General features: G+C 70.8%; 12 protein-coding genes. 5 read left to right on the top strand and 7 right to left on the bottom strand.

All coding sequences use genetic code 11. From position 1 onward, the window contains the following. Positions 1–22: 22 nt before the first annotated feature. Together Pflav_RS05365 and Pflav_RS05360 are read right to left on the bottom strand one after the other, a co-directional pair. Positions 23–472: a hypothetical protein gene (locus Pflav_RS05365; protein ID WP_173034210.1), complete on the bottom strand. Its 450-nt coding sequence runs from the start codon at positions 470–472 to the stop codon at positions 23–25. 132 nt (positions 473–604) lie between these two features. Then, positions 605–1180 (bottom strand): hypothetical protein, encoded by a 576-nt coding sequence (locus Pflav_RS05360; RefSeq protein WP_173034209.1) that lies wholly within the window; start codon positions 1178–1180, stop codon positions 605–607. 266 nt (positions 1181–1446) lie between these two features. Here Pflav_RS05360 and Pflav_RS05355 point away from each other — a divergent pair, with 266 nt between their 5' ends. After that, entirely contained in the window at positions 1447–2646 is a 1200-nt protein-coding gene (locus Pflav_RS05355) for a phosphatase domain-containing protein (RefSeq protein WP_173034208.1), read from the top strand. 265 nt (positions 2647–2911) lie between these two features. On the opposite strand, the gene Pflav_RS05350 is transcribed toward Pflav_RS05355, so the two are convergent. Together Pflav_RS05350 and Pflav_RS05345 are read right to left on the bottom strand one after the other, a co-directional pair. Further along, positions 2912–3961, bottom strand: coding sequence for a hypothetical protein (locus Pflav_RS05350; RefSeq protein WP_173034207.1), 1050 nt, complete (start codon positions 3959–3961; stop codon positions 2912–2914). An 86-nt stretch (positions 3962–4047) separates the two neighbouring features. Further along, the gene (locus Pflav_RS05345; RefSeq protein WP_173034206.1) at positions 4048–4932 is read right to left on the bottom strand and encodes a hypothetical protein; all 885 of its coding nucleotides are present in this window, start codon (positions 4930–4932) and stop codon (positions 4048–4050) included. A gap of 176 nt (positions 4933–5108) precedes the next feature. On the opposite strand from Pflav_RS05345, the gene Pflav_RS47860 reads away from it, so the two are divergent. The 4 genes from Pflav_RS47860 to Pflav_RS05325 all read left to right on the top strand — a co-directional run bounded on the left by Pflav_RS47860 (position 5109) and on the right by Pflav_RS05325 (position 12129). Beyond that, positions 5109–6485, top strand: coding sequence for a serine/threonine-protein kinase (locus Pflav_RS47860; RefSeq protein WP_173034205.1), 1377 nt, complete (start codon positions 5109–5111; stop codon positions 6483–6485). Continuing rightward, on the top strand, positions 6482–7189 hold the full coding sequence (locus Pflav_RS05335) for an RICIN domain-containing protein (protein ID WP_173034204.1): 708 nt from the start codon (positions 6482–6484) through the stop codon (positions 7187–7189). Before Pflav_RS47860 ends, Pflav_RS05335 begins: the two co-directional genes overlap by 4 nt. A gap of 129 nt (positions 7190–7318) precedes the next feature. Next, positions 7319–10153 carry an AfsR/SARP family transcriptional regulator gene (locus tag Pflav_RS05330; protein ID WP_173034202.1) on the top strand — a complete coding sequence of 945 codons (2835 nt, stop codon included), beginning with the start codon at positions 7319–7321 and terminating at the stop codon, positions 10151–10153. A 416-nt stretch (positions 10154–10569) separates the two neighbouring features. Next, positions 10570–12129 (top strand): S53 family peptidase, encoded by a 1560-nt coding sequence (locus Pflav_RS05325; RefSeq protein ID WP_197937976.1) that lies wholly within the window; start codon positions 10570–10572, stop codon positions 12127–12129. On the opposite strand, the gene Pflav_RS05320 is transcribed toward Pflav_RS05325, so the two are convergent. The 3 genes from Pflav_RS05320 to Pflav_RS05310 all read right to left on the bottom strand — a co-directional run bounded on the left by Pflav_RS05320 (position 12119) and on the right by Pflav_RS05310 (position 16037). Next, on the bottom strand, positions 12119–13234 hold the full coding sequence (locus Pflav_RS05320) for a hypothetical protein (protein WP_173034200.1): 1116 nt from the start codon (positions 13232–13234) through the stop codon (positions 12119–12121). The genes Pflav_RS05325 and Pflav_RS05320 overlap by 11 nt on opposite strands. 188 nt (positions 13235–13422) lie before the next feature. Next, positions 13423–14313: an EamA family transporter gene (locus Pflav_RS05315; RefSeq protein WP_173034198.1), complete on the bottom strand. Its 891-nt coding sequence runs from the start codon at positions 14311–14313 to the stop codon at positions 13423–13425. Between the two features lie 338 nt (positions 14314–14651). Beyond that, positions 14652–16037, bottom strand: a complete 1386-nt coding sequence (locus Pflav_RS05310; protein WP_173034196.1) for an MFS transporter — start codon at positions 16035–16037, stop codon at positions 14652–14654. Between the last annotated feature and the right edge of the window lie 170 nt (positions 16038–16207).

Here is a 16207-nt window from a genome sequence, read left to right as displayed (position 1 = left end):
GACAACGGCATGTCACTCCTGGCTACCACAAGAGCGCATCCACGACCTCGCGCGCCCCGCGCACTCCCACGTCCAGCGCATCGACCGGTTCGCGCTGGCCCGCACTGCAGGTCGGGCACCGTCCTTTGAGGAGCCGGGTACGCATCAACCACTGCCAGCTCGCAGCGGCGAACCTGATGTCGACGTCGTCCGCCGGGGACCGCCGAAGCGCGTCCTGGCTCCAACTCCGCCAGCTCGCCACCGCGGAGAGGCGATCACGGATCATTCCAAGCACAACCCTGGACGGCCGGGCGGTCTCCCCCGTCACGCCACTGAGCATCAAGGTCAGGGCCAGCGCGTCACGCGTGGCGCGAGTCTCGAATGCAGCGGCCATGACTTCGCCGAACGCCTGCCGGCACAGCGATTCGGCGAGCTGCTCAGCCCGCCACCAGCGCCATGGGACCTCGATCTCGACGTATTCCGGAGCGGTCACGAGCTTCTCCCCCAGTTGTTGACGTGGTCCGAGCGGCGGCGCCGCACGTAGAGCCGCCGTCACACCCCATGACGCCCCGCTCACGGTCCGGGTTCAGCATCGGCGGCTGAGAGATTCCTGACCGCCCTGGGTTCAGTCGTTGCGGGGGCGGCCGTAGATGCGTGCGTGCCCGTGGGCCGTCGTGGGGGGTACGTGTTCCGCGGCGGCCGGTACGTCCCCCGAGGGGGCTGGCGGTTCCTCCGGCACGAACATCGCCGCCGTCCATGCGGTCTGCGTGCCGACGAGGATGAGCAGGCCGAAGAGCATGGCTTCCAGGTGCAGGCCGCTGAGGTTGCCAAGCTCAAACGGCAGAATCGCGGTCAGTGCGACGAGGAGGTACAGCGGAAGGCCGACCAGGTAGAGCAGCAGCCGCACCACGCGGACTCCCGCACGGCGAAGCGCGGGTGCCAGCAGCAGGATTCCGGCGCTCCCGGCGACCCCGGCGAGCAGGAAGGCCGCCTGCCAGAGGAACGGGGCGTCCACGGCCACCAGTGCGAACAACGCGGCCGTGCCCGGCAGGAGGAACTGCAGCGACACCGCGTACGCCAGGCGGTCGGTCCCGGTCTTGGTGTCCCGCAGCTGCGGCCGCTCCTGTACGGCCACCCACCAGAGGCCGAGGAGGGTGAAGTTGATGCCGGATACCACGGCATAGAACTCCGCTACGTCCACACTCGTTTCCCATCCCTATGCCGGACCGGACGCCGCACATCACGACCATCCACTGTGCTCCGTTCCTGACCATAGCGATGGATCGCGTCCGGGCGCGCGAGTTGCTTGGCCGGGAGTTCCCTCGCGTTCAGCCGCGTTGCCCGAAAGTGCAACCGTGGGCCACTCGTGCCGGGATCCATGGATCGTCCATCTCATGTAGACAGCCGGCTCCTAGCGTCGATCCGCCCGGCACTCACGGTGGCGGCCGTCGAAACATGGAGCTGTGTATGAACCAGGTCATCGCGGCCAGTAAGTTGCAGGCTCTGCGAAGCGCCCTGCGGCACGCCTCAGACAAGCGACTCGAACCGGCGATTGTCGACATGTTCAAAGACGCGTCGAACGAGGAGCTCAACTATTTCCTCCTCAACACCGACCTTGTGGACCTCTTGTCGAAGCTCGACGGCGGCCTGTTGGGTAGCGACGAGTCCGCTCCGTTGCTCGATCTGCTGTCGGTCACCCGATCGGCCGAGCTGTCGCTGCCGGTGCGCGTGTCGCTGGCGTCGGCACTCCAGTTTGGACACACGCCCAAACCGCAGGAGAAGGCGCTGCTCAACCTCTTTCTCGGGCTGAGCGGCCGGGAGCTGACGGACTTCAAGAACCTCGTCGATGCTGGCGGCAACCACCACGATCTACAGCAGCTGGTATTCCGTGACATCGATGATCCCGCGATACGCACCCAACTCCTCGCTCACATACAAGCCGAGGCCGCCGCCCATCCGGCCGGCGAGAACAAGGTCATCAGCGACATCGACGACACGTTTCTGGCCAGCCTCAAGGACTGGCGCTATCCACGTGACACGGTCTACCCCGGCGTCCTCGCGTTCTACGACGAGCTGACCAGAGGGCCGGGCGCCACGCGGAGCGCCGACCCGCGCAACATCGTGTTCCTGAGTGGCCGGCCCCAGGATCCCCTGACACTCGTCGAGAACATCACCTTGGAAGTCATGCGCCAGCACGGCGTGACGACCGCGGTCATGCTCTCCGGCAGCCTGCTCCACCTCGTCGGCAACAGGCGCATCGCCGCCAAGAAGCTCGAAAACCTCGACCAGTACCTACAACTGTTTCCGGAATACGGCTTTGTGCTCGTCGGGGACAGCGGCCAAGGCGACGTTGATCTCAGCATCGGCGCCTACCAGCGCCACCCGCACGCGATCCGAGCCGCGTTCATCCACGACATCAAGCCCACGCCGCCACAGCGGCGGCAGGAGCTGCGCGACCGCCAGATCTACTTCTTCGACACCTACGTCGGGGCGGCGGTAGACGCGTTCGAGACGGGTGTCATCTCCTACAACGGCCTCAACCGAATCGCTGACGCCGCACAAGAGTCACTGGCGGCCGTCAGTTTCACCACCACGGCGATGCGCGAGGCGCGGGAGGCGGAGTTCGCGCGCGATCTGGCCCGAGCCCACGCCGCCTCCCCGTCCTGAACCCTGTGAAGGCGGAACCGGCGGGCTGGCCGCAGCCCGCCGGGACGCGCGTCGTGCCCTACCTGCCCTCTGCACGCTTGCCTTGCTGCCGGCGGGCGTGCATGGCCCTGCGTCGAGCTGAGCGGCGCTCCTCATCCATCCATCCGGAGCGGCTGCGGTCAAGCCGTTCCGTGGCCATCCACTCCGCGAACGCCGGGCTGAACTCCACCATCGTTTGGTCCTTTCTGTCCGACGCCGTCGTCGGCAATTAACACTTCCAGTCTTGCTAGCCTGCATCTACGCCTGATAGGCAGGCGATCGGCGAGGCCGCCGGGAGGTTACGGTTCCTCCGCGAACCGGTACGGGTTGCCGTGCTCGTCCACCCCGGGGCGTGCACGGCGTATACGAGCGTGGTGCCGCTCGGCTCGAGGTCGCTGGCGAAACCGCGCAGCCGTGCAAGGATCCGTTCCAGTCGGGTCGCGGCGGATCCACCGGTGAGGTCGCGCATCAGCACCTGTCGAGGGCCGCTCTCCGGCTCGTCGACGGCGAGCACCTCGAACCAGGTGGCCGGCGGGAAGATCGCGCCCGGTGCGTCCTCGATGTCGAGCCAGCCGAGGCGGCGCGCGCTGGAAGACCAGATACGAAACTCCACGGTGGCGTCCCGTTCTCGGACGGCGCCCACCTCCGCATCCAGGAATCCGGGCTCGACGAGCCGGAGGCCCGGCCGGTACGCGGCGAGCGTGGCGGCGGGTATCCGGCCGCTGCGGAAAACCGGGCCGAGCACCGTGGGAAGTCGCCGCAGGCCGTACGCGGCACCGCGGGCGATGGTGACCGCCCGGTCGAGCGCGCCACCACCGCCACCTGTGCGCAATGCCTGGTTGACAGCGTCCCGTTCGCCGGAGTGGTACGCGCGTAAGGCGACAAGGCCGGACACCACCTCCGGCGTGGCTCCGGTACCGCGCAGGCCAGGCTCTTCGGCGAGGATGCGGGAGATCTGGCGGGAGTGCGCGTCGTAGCGCCCGTTCAGCGCCCGGCGCAGCGCGGCGTGGTCGGCCGCTCCCCACTCGTTCGTGGGCAGCCGGAGCGGCATCGCCACCTCGTTCACCGGCGCGCCGACCGCCGGCATCGCCCCCGCCGCGAGCGTTGCCGCCTCCGCGGTCGCAGGCAGAAGCGGCGCGAGCGCTGCCGCCTCCGCAGTGACTGGCAGAAGCGGCGCCGCCGGTGCCGGCATCGGCAGATCCGGCGCGGCCGAGGACAGAGCAGCCACCACCGGATGCAGGTCCAGCGCGGGCTCGAGTGTCCGGGGGACGGCCAGCACTGGTTCGGCGAGCGGCATCGGGGGCGTGGCCGACGGACCAGGTTGGTTCCGCCTCGGCGCCGCCGCGCCGATGGAATCCGCATGCGGCCAGCGGCGCTCACGGCCTAGCAGTGCCCGATTGACCGGTACCGGCCGGGGTGCCGCCACCGTGGGAGGCAACACCGGCGCGGGAACTTCCGGCGGCACAGCAGGGACCGGAGGGCGGGCGGCGCAGGAGCGGCGGTCGGCACGGGGGGCACTGTTGGTGCGGGCGTAGGAGGACGCTGCTGCTGGACGGACGCCCGGGCCACGGCCACCGGCGAGGCGACGGCGGGTCTCATGGCCGGGAGCGCAGGCGGAGGCGGCACGGCCGAAAGAGGAGCGGGTGGATTCACCGGACCGGGCTGGACGGAGCCCATGCCGGTCAGGCGGCGGATGACCCGCCGGCCCGGCCTTTGCGAACGGCTGCCGGACGCCGGCGGCGGTGTGGCCGGGACCGACAGCACCCGGGTGATCGAGTCCGAACTTGACTCCGGTCGGGCTGCTCGTGGGCTTGTATCCACATTGGAGGGTAGTGGCACAAGTGTGGGAGGCCAGGGCGGCTCGTACTCGATCGAGCCGGCCGCGCCGTAGCGCACCCAGACCGGCGGTGCTGTCCCGGGGATCAGCGGACCCGCCGGCACGAGGATCTCCATACCGACATCCCAAGCCAGCTGGCGCACCGCCGGCAGCAGCAGCGGCGGCTCCTCCGCCCGCCCGAGTGCCACGATGCGCAGTGAACTCGCCTCGTTCATATGGTCGTCGAGGATCCGCGGCAGGACCGCCGGCAGGCCGGGAAGCCGTCCCGCGCCGACCGTGACGATGAGCACCGCCCGGTCGGGATCAGCGGGCAGGGCGTCGGCCATCGCGGCCAAGGCGTCCAGGGGCTCCGCGGCCGTGCGAATCACGAGCACCTGGCCGACGGTCTCGACCAGGACGTGCGCCTCCACCGGTACGGCGTCGCCGTTCATCGGGACCGCTCCCCTCCCTTGTCGACCTCTGACGCCCCAACAACGACGGGATACCGCGCGTAGTTCAGCCGGCGGATCGAATCGCGAGCGGGCCGGGTGCCCTTTGGGCCATCCCGTATCGTCCTGCGGGGCAACAGCGCTTCGCCGGGCCTGGCCCAGCCGGTACGTTCTGCCAGGTGTCCGACCGGGCCAACCAATTGGTTGACAATCGCTACCGTCTGTCCACGTTGCTCGGCGAAGGCGGCATGGGCCGCGTGTGGCGGGCCCGGGACGAGATGCTCCACCGCGACGTCGCGGTCAAGGAGCTGCGGCCGGCCCAGTCGCTGCCGATGGAGGACCTGGAGCTGCTGCGCACCCGCGCGCTGCGCGAGGCGCGGACGATCGCCCAACTCGACCACCGCAACATCGTTCGGGTGCTCGATGTCGTGGTGTCCGACGGCGACCCGTGGATCGTCATGGAGTACGTCGAGGCCCGTTCGCTCGCCGACGCGCTCGCCGCGGAGGGCCCGATGTCGCCGCAGCGAGCGGCGGCGGTTGGCCTCGACATTCTTGCCGCGCTGGATGCCGCGCACCAGGCCGGCGTGCTGCACCGCGATGTCAAGCCGGCCAACGTGCTGCTGGCGACGGACGGCCGGGCGGTGCTCACCGACTTCGGTCTGGCCGTAGCCGACACCGACCCGAGCTTGACCGAGGCAGGCCTCGTCGTCGGATCCCCCTCGTTCATTCCGCCGGAACGCGCGGCGGACGGCGAGGTCGGTTTCGCCTCGGATCTGTGGTCGCTGGGCGCGACCCTGTACGCCGCGGTGGAAGGAAAGGGGCCGTACGCGCGAGCGACGCCGATGGCGACACTTGCCGCGCTGGCGACCGAGCCTCCACCCACGCCGGTCCGCGCCGGCCCGCTGGCACCGGCGCTCGTCGGCCTCCTGCGCCGCGATCCTGACCAGCGGATCAGCACCGAGGTCGCGGAGCAGTTGCTGCGCCACGCCGCGCAGTCGGAGCCCCACCCGGAGGAATCCGCGACGTGGCCAGTGCCCAAGCGGTACGCGGTGCCCGCCGTCCCGGCGGTCTTCCCGGTATCGGCGGGCGACCGCCGCGGCCGACGGCCGCGGCGACGCTGGTGGGCGGCGGGGGCCGCGACGGCGGCGCTGCTTCTCGCGGTCACCGTGTCCGTGACCGCCCTCGTCGGCCAGAGCGGCGATCCGGATCCGGGTACCCAGCCGGCCGCCGCCGAGCAGAACGCTGCCGTCCCGGCTGGCTGGCGCCGTTACGAGGCCAACACGGGGGTCTCGCTGCCCGTCCCGGACACCTGGCAGATCACGGACACCGGCGATCGCGTCGTGCTCCGTCGCCCCGACGGGGTGGGGAGTTCTCGGTCGAGAGCGCGGGTGCCGCCGGGCAGGACGTGCTCAAGCTCATCCTGGACCGGGAGCGGTCGGAGGCGGGGCTACCGGACTACCGGCGGATCTACGTGGGACTCGTCGAGCAGTCCGCCACCGCGGTCGATTGGGAGCGCAGCTGGACCGGCGGGGACGGCGTCCCGATGCACGCGGTGACCCGGGCGTTGTCCGGCGAGAATGCCACGTACCTGCTCACCTGGTCCAGCGCCGAGCGCGACTGGACGGCCAACGGCGACACGTTCAGGCTCGTCGCCGCCGGCTTCCGGCCGGTCGGGTGGGTATCGATGCCGCAGGGCGCGCCACCGGGACGAGCCGAGGCTCCCCCGGCGTCTGGACCGGGCGGGCCGGCCAGCCAGGGTGTGCCGCCTCCGCCGCCCCCGCCGCCGGCCAAACCGGGCGGTCGCCCGCAGACGTCCGCGGCGGCACCGCCTCGGTCCGCGAGCGTGAAACCGCCCGCGCCGACTACGGCTCCAGCCCAGGGCCGCGCGATCCGCGGCGTCGGCAGCGGTCGTTGTGTCGATGTCCCATCGCGTGCGGCCACGGAGGGCGTGCGGCTGCAAATCTGGGACTGCGATGGCCGAGCCGGACAGAAATGGATATTCTCCTCAGACGGTACTATTCGATCGCTTGGCAAATGCCTGACGGCGGCCGGTGGATCGACCGCGGACGGCACCCGGCTGACACTCACGACGTGCACCGGGTCAACCGCCCAGAAGTTTCGCCTCAACCAGGCGAACGACCTGATCTACCTGCGCGCCGACAAGTGCGTCGACGTGCAGCAGTGGGGCACGGCGAACGGCTCGCCCCTACAGATCTGGAGCTGTAACGGGCAGGTCCACCAGAAGTGGGTGCTGGCCTGAACAGATACCACGGGCCCCCCTCGATCCAGCTCTCGGCAGCATCGACGGGTCCGCGGATACGCTTTCCTTGATCGTGGGTTTCGGGCCCGACCATGGGCGTCGAGACAGCATCCACGGTCGAGCGACGATATGGAGCTGATCGACCTGATGCGGACGGCGCCGCTGCGGTTCTCCGTACTCGGCCCGGTCGGCTTGGCCCAGGACGGTGAGCCAATCGACCTCGGCACGCCGCAGCAGCGCGCGATCCTCGCGCTGCTGCTGGTCCGCGCCGGCCGCTGGGTCGGCGCGGCAGAGTTCGTCGAGCTGCTCTGGGCCAGCGACCCGCCGCCGAGCGCCACCAACCTCGTGCACCGGCACATCAGCACGCTGCGACGCGTCTTCGAACCCGATCTCGCGACCCGGGCACCAGGGCGCTGGCTCCTGCGGGACGGCAACGGGTACCGGCTCACCGTCGGCGCCGCAGACCTCGACCTCTTGCGATTTCGCGAGCTTGTCGACCAGGCCAACGAGGCGCTCGACCGTGATGACCCGGCGCGCGGCGCCACGCTCTTCGTCGAGGCGCTCGGCCTCTGGACCAACGCCTGCGCCAGCGGGCTGGAATCGGTCATCGCGGACCCCTCACCTTTTCGGGCGATCGACCAGGAACGGTCCGCGGCGGCCGTGACAGCGGCGGACGCGGCGCTGCTGTCCGGACGTTCCGAGGCCGTACTGCCCGCGGTCCGGGCGGCTGCCGCGGCCGACCGGCTAAACGAGCCATTGCAGGCGCGGCTGCTGCGGCTGCTCGGCGCCGTCGGGCAGCAGGGCGAGGCCCTGCGACTGTACCGGGGTCTGAGCGGCACCCTCGCCGACGAGCTGGGCATCGAACCCGGCGCCGTCATGTATGAGGCGCGCATGGAGGTACTGCGCCAGACCGAGCGGTCGGCATCGACCCGGGACCGACCGATCGTCCGTCCCGCTCAGCTGCCCACGGACCTGCGCACCTTCGGCGGCCGCCGGCACGAGCTGGCCCAACTGGCGGACGTCCTCGACCGGCTCTCCGCCGATGGCCCCGGTGTCATCACCATCGACGGGATGCCCGGCACCGGCAAGACCACGCTGGCGGTGCATTGGGCGCGGCGGCAGGCCGAGCGCTACCCCGACGGCCAGCTCTACGTCGACCTGCGCGGGTTCGCCCCCGACGCGGCACCGCTGGATCCGGCGGAGGTCCTCCGCGGGTTCCTGGACGCGCTCGGACTGCCACCACGGCGGATACCGGACAGCGTCGAGGCGCAGGCGCGGCTGTTCCGCGAAGTGCTCGCCGGACGGCGGGTGATGGTCGTGCTCGACAACGCCCGCGACAGCGACCACGTACGCCACCTGCTGCCCGGCTCCCCGGGCAACCTGGCAATCGTCACGAGCCGGCGCAGCCTCACCGGCCTCGCCACCGCGCACCAGATGACCCTCGCACCGCTGTCGCCCGAGGAAGCTCGGGAGACGCTGGTACGGCGCCTGGGCAGCACACGCCTGGCGGACGCCGGGCAGGCCGTGGACCAGATCATCGCCTACTGTGCCGGGCTGCCGCTGGCGTTGGCGATCGTCGCCGCCCGCGCGGTCGCCCATCCCGGCTTTCCGCTCGACGCGATCGCCGACGAGCTGGCCCGTTCGCAGCCCACCCTGGACGCGCTGCGCGGCGGCACCGACGTGCGGGCGGTGTTCTCCTGGTCATATCGGATGCTCGACCCATCCAGCGCCCGCCTCTTCCGCCTGCTGCAGCTCCACATCGGCCCGGATGTCTCGGTGCCGGTAGCGGCCAGCCTGCTGGGTGGCTCCCCCGCGGCGGTACGCGAGCAGCTCGCCGAGCTCGCCCGCAACCACCTGATCACCGAGTCGCACCCCGGCACCTACCGGATGCACGGCCTGGTCCGCGGGTACGCCCTCGACCTCAGCGCCGAACTGGACAGCGCCAAGGACCGCCAGTCCGCGGTGGGCCGGATGCTCGACCACTACCTGCACACGGCGCACGCGGCACACGCTCTGCTCCGCCCGCAACGCGAGCCGATCCCGCTGCCGCCAGCCCGGCCGGAGGTGGTGATCCTGCGGCCGAGCGACTACTCGCAGGCCATGGATTGGTTTTCCGCCCACCACCGGGTCCTGGCCGACGCCGTGGGGCGGTCGGTCACCGAGGGGCTCCCGTCACACGCCTGGCGCCTGGCGCTCGCCCTGCAGCCGTTCTACCAGCGCAGCGGGCACCTGCACCAATGGGAGTCGACGGCTCGGATCGCGGTTGACGGGGCGGTGGCCGGCAGTGACGTCACCGGTGAGGCGCACACCCGCCGGAGCCTGGCCGGTGCCCTCAACTTCCAGGGCCGGTACGACGAGGCACTCGCCGAACTCGCCCGCACCCGCGATCTCTACGCGCAGCTCGGCCTCACCGCGGACCAGGCGTACGTCGACATCAACTTCGGTACTGTCCTCGGCGCCCTGGGACGTTTCGTCGAAGCCATCGGCCATCACCAGCAGGCGCGGGAACGGTTCCGAGTGGCCGGACATCGGGTGGGCGAGGCCAACGCGATCGTGTCGATCGGCTGGTGCCGCGCCCGCCTCGGCGAGTTGGCGCAGGCCGCCGCGGACGCCCGGGCGGCGATGCGGATCTACGAGGAGGTCGCCGAACAGCAGGGCGTCGCCGACTGCTGGGCAAATCTCGGCGACGTCACCCATCGCCTCGGCCGGTACCCCGAGGCCGCCGAAGCCTACGGCCGCGCCATCGACCTCTTCCGGGCACTCGGCCACCGCGCGGACCAGGCCCTCGCGCTGGTACACCAGGGCGACAGCCAGCTCGCTTCGGGCCGCCGATGTGCCGCCTGGGAAGCCTGGACAACGGCGTGGGGGCTGCTGGACGGGCTCAACTCCCCGCTCGCCGGCGAGCTGCGGCGACGGCTCGACAGCCTCGGTGAGCCTGATTCTCTGGGCATCCATCGGTTGTAGGCCGGAACATCTATTCACAACGGTTAGCGTGCGCCGCGTGGTACTCAAGAGACTGTCGGCCGCTTTCCGAGCTGACGCGCCGAGCGCAGGCACCGCTCTGGCCGAGCAGGATGCCGCGACGCGCGCCGAGCCGGTCCCGGGCCTACGCCCGGCCGGGGCCGATCCGGCCGCCCACGGGCAAGAACCGGTACCGGGCAGGTTCGGCCGGCCAGGTGCGCCGCTGTCCCGATCCCGTTCGTAAGCGGGTTCACCGCCGGTCTCGGCCTGCTGCGGCCCATGTATCAGACGTCTATCAGGCGACGAAGGGCTAAGGGGAAAATCGACGTGGCCCGTTCCCGGCTCGGCCACGTCTGGCCTGGCTGGCCGGCCGGGGCGGGACCATCCAGAGTGGACATACGAGCGAGACGAGGGTCCTGATGGGTGACGACCGGCCAACCACTCTCCTGCCCGGCAGCGATACCGGCGCCGCGCGCCGGCCCGCGCCAGACATGGACGCGCGAGCTGAGGTGACGTTGCTGCTGCGGCGCCGGCGTGACCTGCGCCGCGACCTAGCCGCGGGGCTGGGCATCCTGCGCCGCGCGGAGCTGGCCGAGCGGTACGGTGCGGACCCCGCGGACGTGGCCCTGACCGAGCGGGTCCTGGGCGGGTACGGCCTCAAGGTCCTCGACACCGATCCCGGCTCGCGCCGCGTGACGGTCGCCGGCACCCTCGCCGAGCTCGCTGAGGCCTTCGGCGCGAAGATCTCGCTCGTCGAGGACTTCGACCATTTCAGTGGAGTCCGTGGCGAGTACCGCGAGCGTGAAGGCGAACTGCACCTGCCCACGGAGCTGGACGGCGTCGTACTCGCCGTGCTGGGCCTGGACACCCGCCCGCGCTACCGCCCCGAGCTCCTGGCCATCAAGCGCCAGCCCAATGTCGTCTACACGCCGCCGGAGCTGGCCAGCCTGTACCGGTTCCCGGAGGGCACCGACGGCACCGGGCAGACCCTGGCGATCGTCGTGATGGGTGGCGGCTTCCGCGACGAGGACATGGACAGCTACTTCGCCGGTCTGGGCCTGCCCAAGCCAGCGATCCGCACCGTCGCCGTCGACGGCGTCGACAACACGCCGGGCGGCGCCGGGTCCATCGAGGTGGTTCTGGACGTCCAGATCGCCGGCGCGCTCGCGCCTGGAGCGCAGATCGTCGTCTACTTCGCGCCAAACTCCGACCGCGGTGCGCTCAACGCGCTGCACGCCGCGATCCACGCCGACCCGACCCCCACCGCGATCAGCCTGAGCTGGGGCGCGTCCGAGGTCGCCTCCTCCGGCCAACTGCTGGACGCGATGGACGACCTCTTCGCCGAGGCGGCCGCACTCGGCGTCACCGTGGTGGCCGCCAGCGGCGACGGCGGCAGCAGCAACGGACTGTTCGACGGCGTATCCCACGTGAACTTCCCCGCCTCCAGCCCGCATGTGCTCGCCTGCGGCGGCACCACGCTCCTAGCCGACCCGCAAACCGGCACGATCATGGCGGAGACGGTGTGGAACACCGGTGCTGCCGGCGTCACCGGCGGCGGCGTCAGCCGTGCTTTCGACCTGCCGACGTGGCAGGCCGGCGCGGGGGTACCGAACCGCCCCGGCCAGGATCAGCCAGGACGTGGCGTGCCCGACGTGGCGGCCAATGGCGACCCCGCAACCGGCTACCAGATACACGCGGACGGCAAGCTGGGCTGGGTCGGTGGCACCAGCGCCGGCACCCCGCTGTGGGCCGCGCTGGTCTGCCGGCTGGCACAGGCACTTGGCCGGCCGCTCGGCCAGCTCCAGCCGTTGATCTACCGGGATCTCGCACCAGATCGGGTCACCGCCGGCTTCCGCGACGTCATCGACGGAAACAACGGGGCGTACTCCGCGGCCGCCGGGTGGGACGCCAACACCGGCCTGGGCGTCCCCGATGGGACCGCCCTACTGGCCGTCCTGCGCGAGCGTTTCAGCGGCTGATCCCCGGCTCGGCCACGGCTTCCCGCAGGCCCGCCGGACGAGCCTGTGGGAAGCGCGCACCGTACACCGGCCGATAGCGGTCGTCGAGCAGCGTGATCAGGCTGAGCAGCAGGATGAAGAAGAACGCGTTGACATAGTTCAGATCGCCGCCACCGCCCATCTGCCAGCCGGCCAGCATGAGCCCGACGTTGATCAGCGTCCGCAGGCCGAACGTGACAAGCACCGACTCCGTGCTGCGCGACTCCCTGGCGAACCACAGGCTGATGGCGGCGTTCAGGACGACGAAAACCGCGACGCTGAAGAACAGCCCGGCGAAGGTCGCCTCCCGGCTGGGCAGGACCTTCGCGAAGATCACACTCAGGAAACCCACGAGCACCACCTTCTCGATGGTGGCCACCGAGCGCAGACGCCCATTGGCCGCGATCCACTCGTCGCGCTCGTCCGCGGAGTCCATCGCCAGCGGCAGCCGCTCGGCCGCGACACGCCACGACCAGTCGCGAGCCGGCACGTGCGGCCGGGCCACCAACCACGCCACGACCCCCAAAACCACGGCCGCCGCGGCCACAACCGGGCCCAGCCAAGGCATCTCGCCGAGCAGATCGGTCACGTCGAGCCGCGCGATGTGGATCCACCACTCCTGCGGCAGCTTCACGAAGATCCAGATGGAAGCCGTCGTGACGACCCAGAACCGGGCACTGCGACGCGCCGGATCCCACCCCAGCCTGAGGATCTCGTACGCGATGAAGAAGTACTCGAACGTGTTGGGGAAAATCAACAACAACGGCCGCCAGTCGGTGAGCTCGAAGCACAGCACGCCGACCAGACGGTAGAAGTAGAGAAACCGAGCGATCCTGATCGCGGGCTGGCTGGTCCAGTTGCGCATCGTCGCGAGGTAGGCGATCGCGAGGTAGTACACGTCCATCGCCTTGTCGTAGCCCTGGTACCCGGGCGGATCGTAGCCAAAGGACTGGAAGACCGTCTGGTCGACGGCATCAAGGACCAGCGCCGCCACGATCGCCGGCAAGGGAAACCGCGGGATGAGCAGCGGAACCAGGAAGCGGGCGCCCGCCACCACCAGAAACACGGCCATCGTCGACGCCGTCATGTGCCCTCCTCGACGGTTTCCCTCTCGGGCACACAGGCTGAACCAACGTCATCGCTACCGCATATACAACAGATGGATCCGACGACCACTAGCGTCCACAATCGAGTGGGTGCGCGGCCGCGCTTTGCGCGGCGACGCCGCCTCAGGTGGCGACCTTTTGGCGCTGCTGGACACGCCTGGCCGTGGCGTTACGTCGCGGCCATCACCGCTCCGCCGGCCAGGGCGGCGAACACGCCGCAGATGTGCAGCCGGTGCAGGCGTTCGCGTAGTAGCCAGACGCCCAGCAGGACGGTCACGGCCGGGTACAGCGAAGCGATGACGGATGCGGAGCCGAGTTCTCCGAGTGTGGATGCGAAGGCGAAGGCCCCGTCCGCGCCCGCGTCGGCCAGGCCGATACCCAGGACCCCCGCGGCCGCCGCCACGATCGCCCTGCGCGGCTGCCGCCGAGCCGGCGGTGGTGGCTGGGATACGCGGCGTCGCCGCAGCCACATCCCGACCAGCAGGCCCAGCCCGACCACACCACCGACGACCCGGGCGACCGCCGTGGCCCAGAGCGGGTCCGCCGCGCTCGCCTCGTGCAGCAGCAGGTAGAACATGCCGATACCGAGCGCCGACCCCATCGCGTACACCATTGCCACCCCTTGCCGGCGGGCCCGGTCGATGCTTTCGCCGAAAGGCCAGGACACCAGCGTGACGCCGGCCAGGACCGCGACGATGCCGGCTGCCTCCTCGGCCGAGAGCCGCTCGCCGTTGGCCAGGCCCCACAGCACGGGCACGGTCGCGGCGACGGCGGCGACCGGTGCCACCACGGCCGTCGAGCCCCGGCGCAGGGCCAGGTAGAGCAAGCCCAGCGCCGGTACGCTGCACAGCCCGGCCGCGGCCGCCCACAGCAGCCGCGCATCGGCCGGGAACGGGGTCGCGACAATTGCGACGGCCGCCGCTGCCAGCACCATGCCGGCGACCTTGGACCAACCCAGCACCACGGGTACCGGCAGGCGGCGCGCCCACATGCCAGCGACGAACTCGGCGATGCCCCACCCGACCGCAGCCAACGCGGCGAGGGTCACGGCAGACCACATGACGTTTTCCTTTCCGATGTGTTTCACACGGCTTTCAAAGGTGGTCCGGGCCGTACCAACAACCGATCGACAACGGATCGGCATCGGATCGCACGTGATGTGGCATCGCCCCAGCTGCGACGATCTGATGACTATGACCGGAGGCGGGCCGTGCCACGGACACACGGAGCTGGATCACACCGGGGTGTCGGCCGGAGGTGGCGGCGCGCCGAGCTGGATCGGCACGCTCACCACCGACCCGCACCCCCGCCGCTACCGCGACGTCCAGGGATCTGCTCGCCGCCGTGGCCGCGTTGGGTGCTGTGCCGGGTCGTCGTGCATGGACTGCCCGCGCCCCGTCATGAATGCGACCGCGGCGTGGCGGGTGCCAGCAGAGCCAGCACGAGGTTGACGGCCGCGAACCCGGCGGCGACGAGGATCCCGTCCTGGAAGGTCTCCACCGCCGCGGATACCACCCCCGAAACGCCGCCGGAGTGCTCGGCCGGGAGGGTGGTCGCCAGCGCCAGGCCCAGCGCGCCGCCGACCTGGTACCCGGTCGTGAGCACCCCGGACACGCCGCCGGCCTCGCCGGCGCCGGCACCCGCCTGAGCCGTGATCTGGCCGGCGACGGCGACACCGATCACACCCAGACCGAGCAGCACGAAGCCGGGCAGCAGCGAGCTGGTGTACGAGTCGTCACTGTCCACTCGGGACAACAGCAACAGCCCGGCGAGGCTGGCCAGCGCCCCGGCTCGCTGGACGAAGCGGGCGCCGATCCGGTGCGTCAGCCGCGCGGCCAGCACAGCGCCGAGCACCGCGGCGATACCCATTGGCAGCAGGTGCAGGCCGGCCTCGACCGCTGAGTCGCCCCGGCCCTGCTGCAGGTACACAGAGGTCAGGAAGAAGGTCGACAGGAACGTGGCGCCGTTGAGCGCGAGGGAGCCGACGGCGATGGCGACCCCGCGTGATCGGAACAGGTGGAGCGGGACAAGTGGCGCCTTCGTACGCGCCTCCACAGCGAGGAACACGCCAAGCACGATCACACCGCCGACCAGGCAGCCGACCACCTCGGCCGCGCCCCAGCCACGCTCCTCGGCCCGGATGACACCGAAGACGACAGCCAGCAGCCCGGCCGTACCCAGCACCGCACCCGCGACGTCGAAAGAGCGCCCAGCCGCCCGGTGCCGCTCGGCGGATATGAGCAAGGGGCCGGCGACGAGCAGTGCCACCACGACCGGCACGTTGACGAAGAAGATCCACCGCCAACCGGCCCCGTCGACGAGCAACCCACCGGCGACCACGCCCAGGGTGCCGCCCAGCCCGGCCAGCGAACCCCACACGCCAAGCGCGATGTTGCGCTGCCGGCCCGGCGGAAACGTGAGGACGATCAACGCGAGCGCCGCCGGGGCCAGCAGCGCTGCGCCCACGCCCTGTACAGCCCGTGCCGCGATGAGCAGTTCCGGCGACGTGGCCAGGCCGGCCGCCAGCGAGGTGACGCCGAACAGCAGCAGCCCGGCCAGGAACACCCGGCGGGCGCCGAGCAGGTCCGCCGCGCGACCGCCGAGCAGCAGCAGCCCGCCGAACGGAAGGGTGTACGCGTTGATCACCCACGGCAGCGAGTGCTGGGAGAACTCCAGGTCGGCGCTCAGGTCGGGCAGGGCCACGTTCACGATCGTGACGTCGAGCACGGTGATGAACTGTGCGAGCGCCAGCACAGTCAGCGTGGCCCAAGGATTGCGTCGCATTCTTCTCCTCGGGATGGACGGCGCGGCGTTGGCCGCGGTCGGTCCGAATGATGGCGCCGAGGGGTCGACACCGGCTCGCCATGAAGTGGACCAACGGCGGGCGAGGCGGACGAGGCCGTACATCGGATGTCGACCAGGCGTCGACGACCGCCTGGAAACGTCGTCCAGAC

It is taken from the genome of Phytohabitans flavus (assembly GCF_011764545.1).
Lineage (GTDB): Bacteria > Actinomycetota > Actinomycetes > Mycobacteriales > Micromonosporaceae > Phytohabitans > Phytohabitans flavus.
Note: the sequence above shows the minus strand (reverse complement) of the source record. Positions and strands in the feature narration are given on the sequence as shown.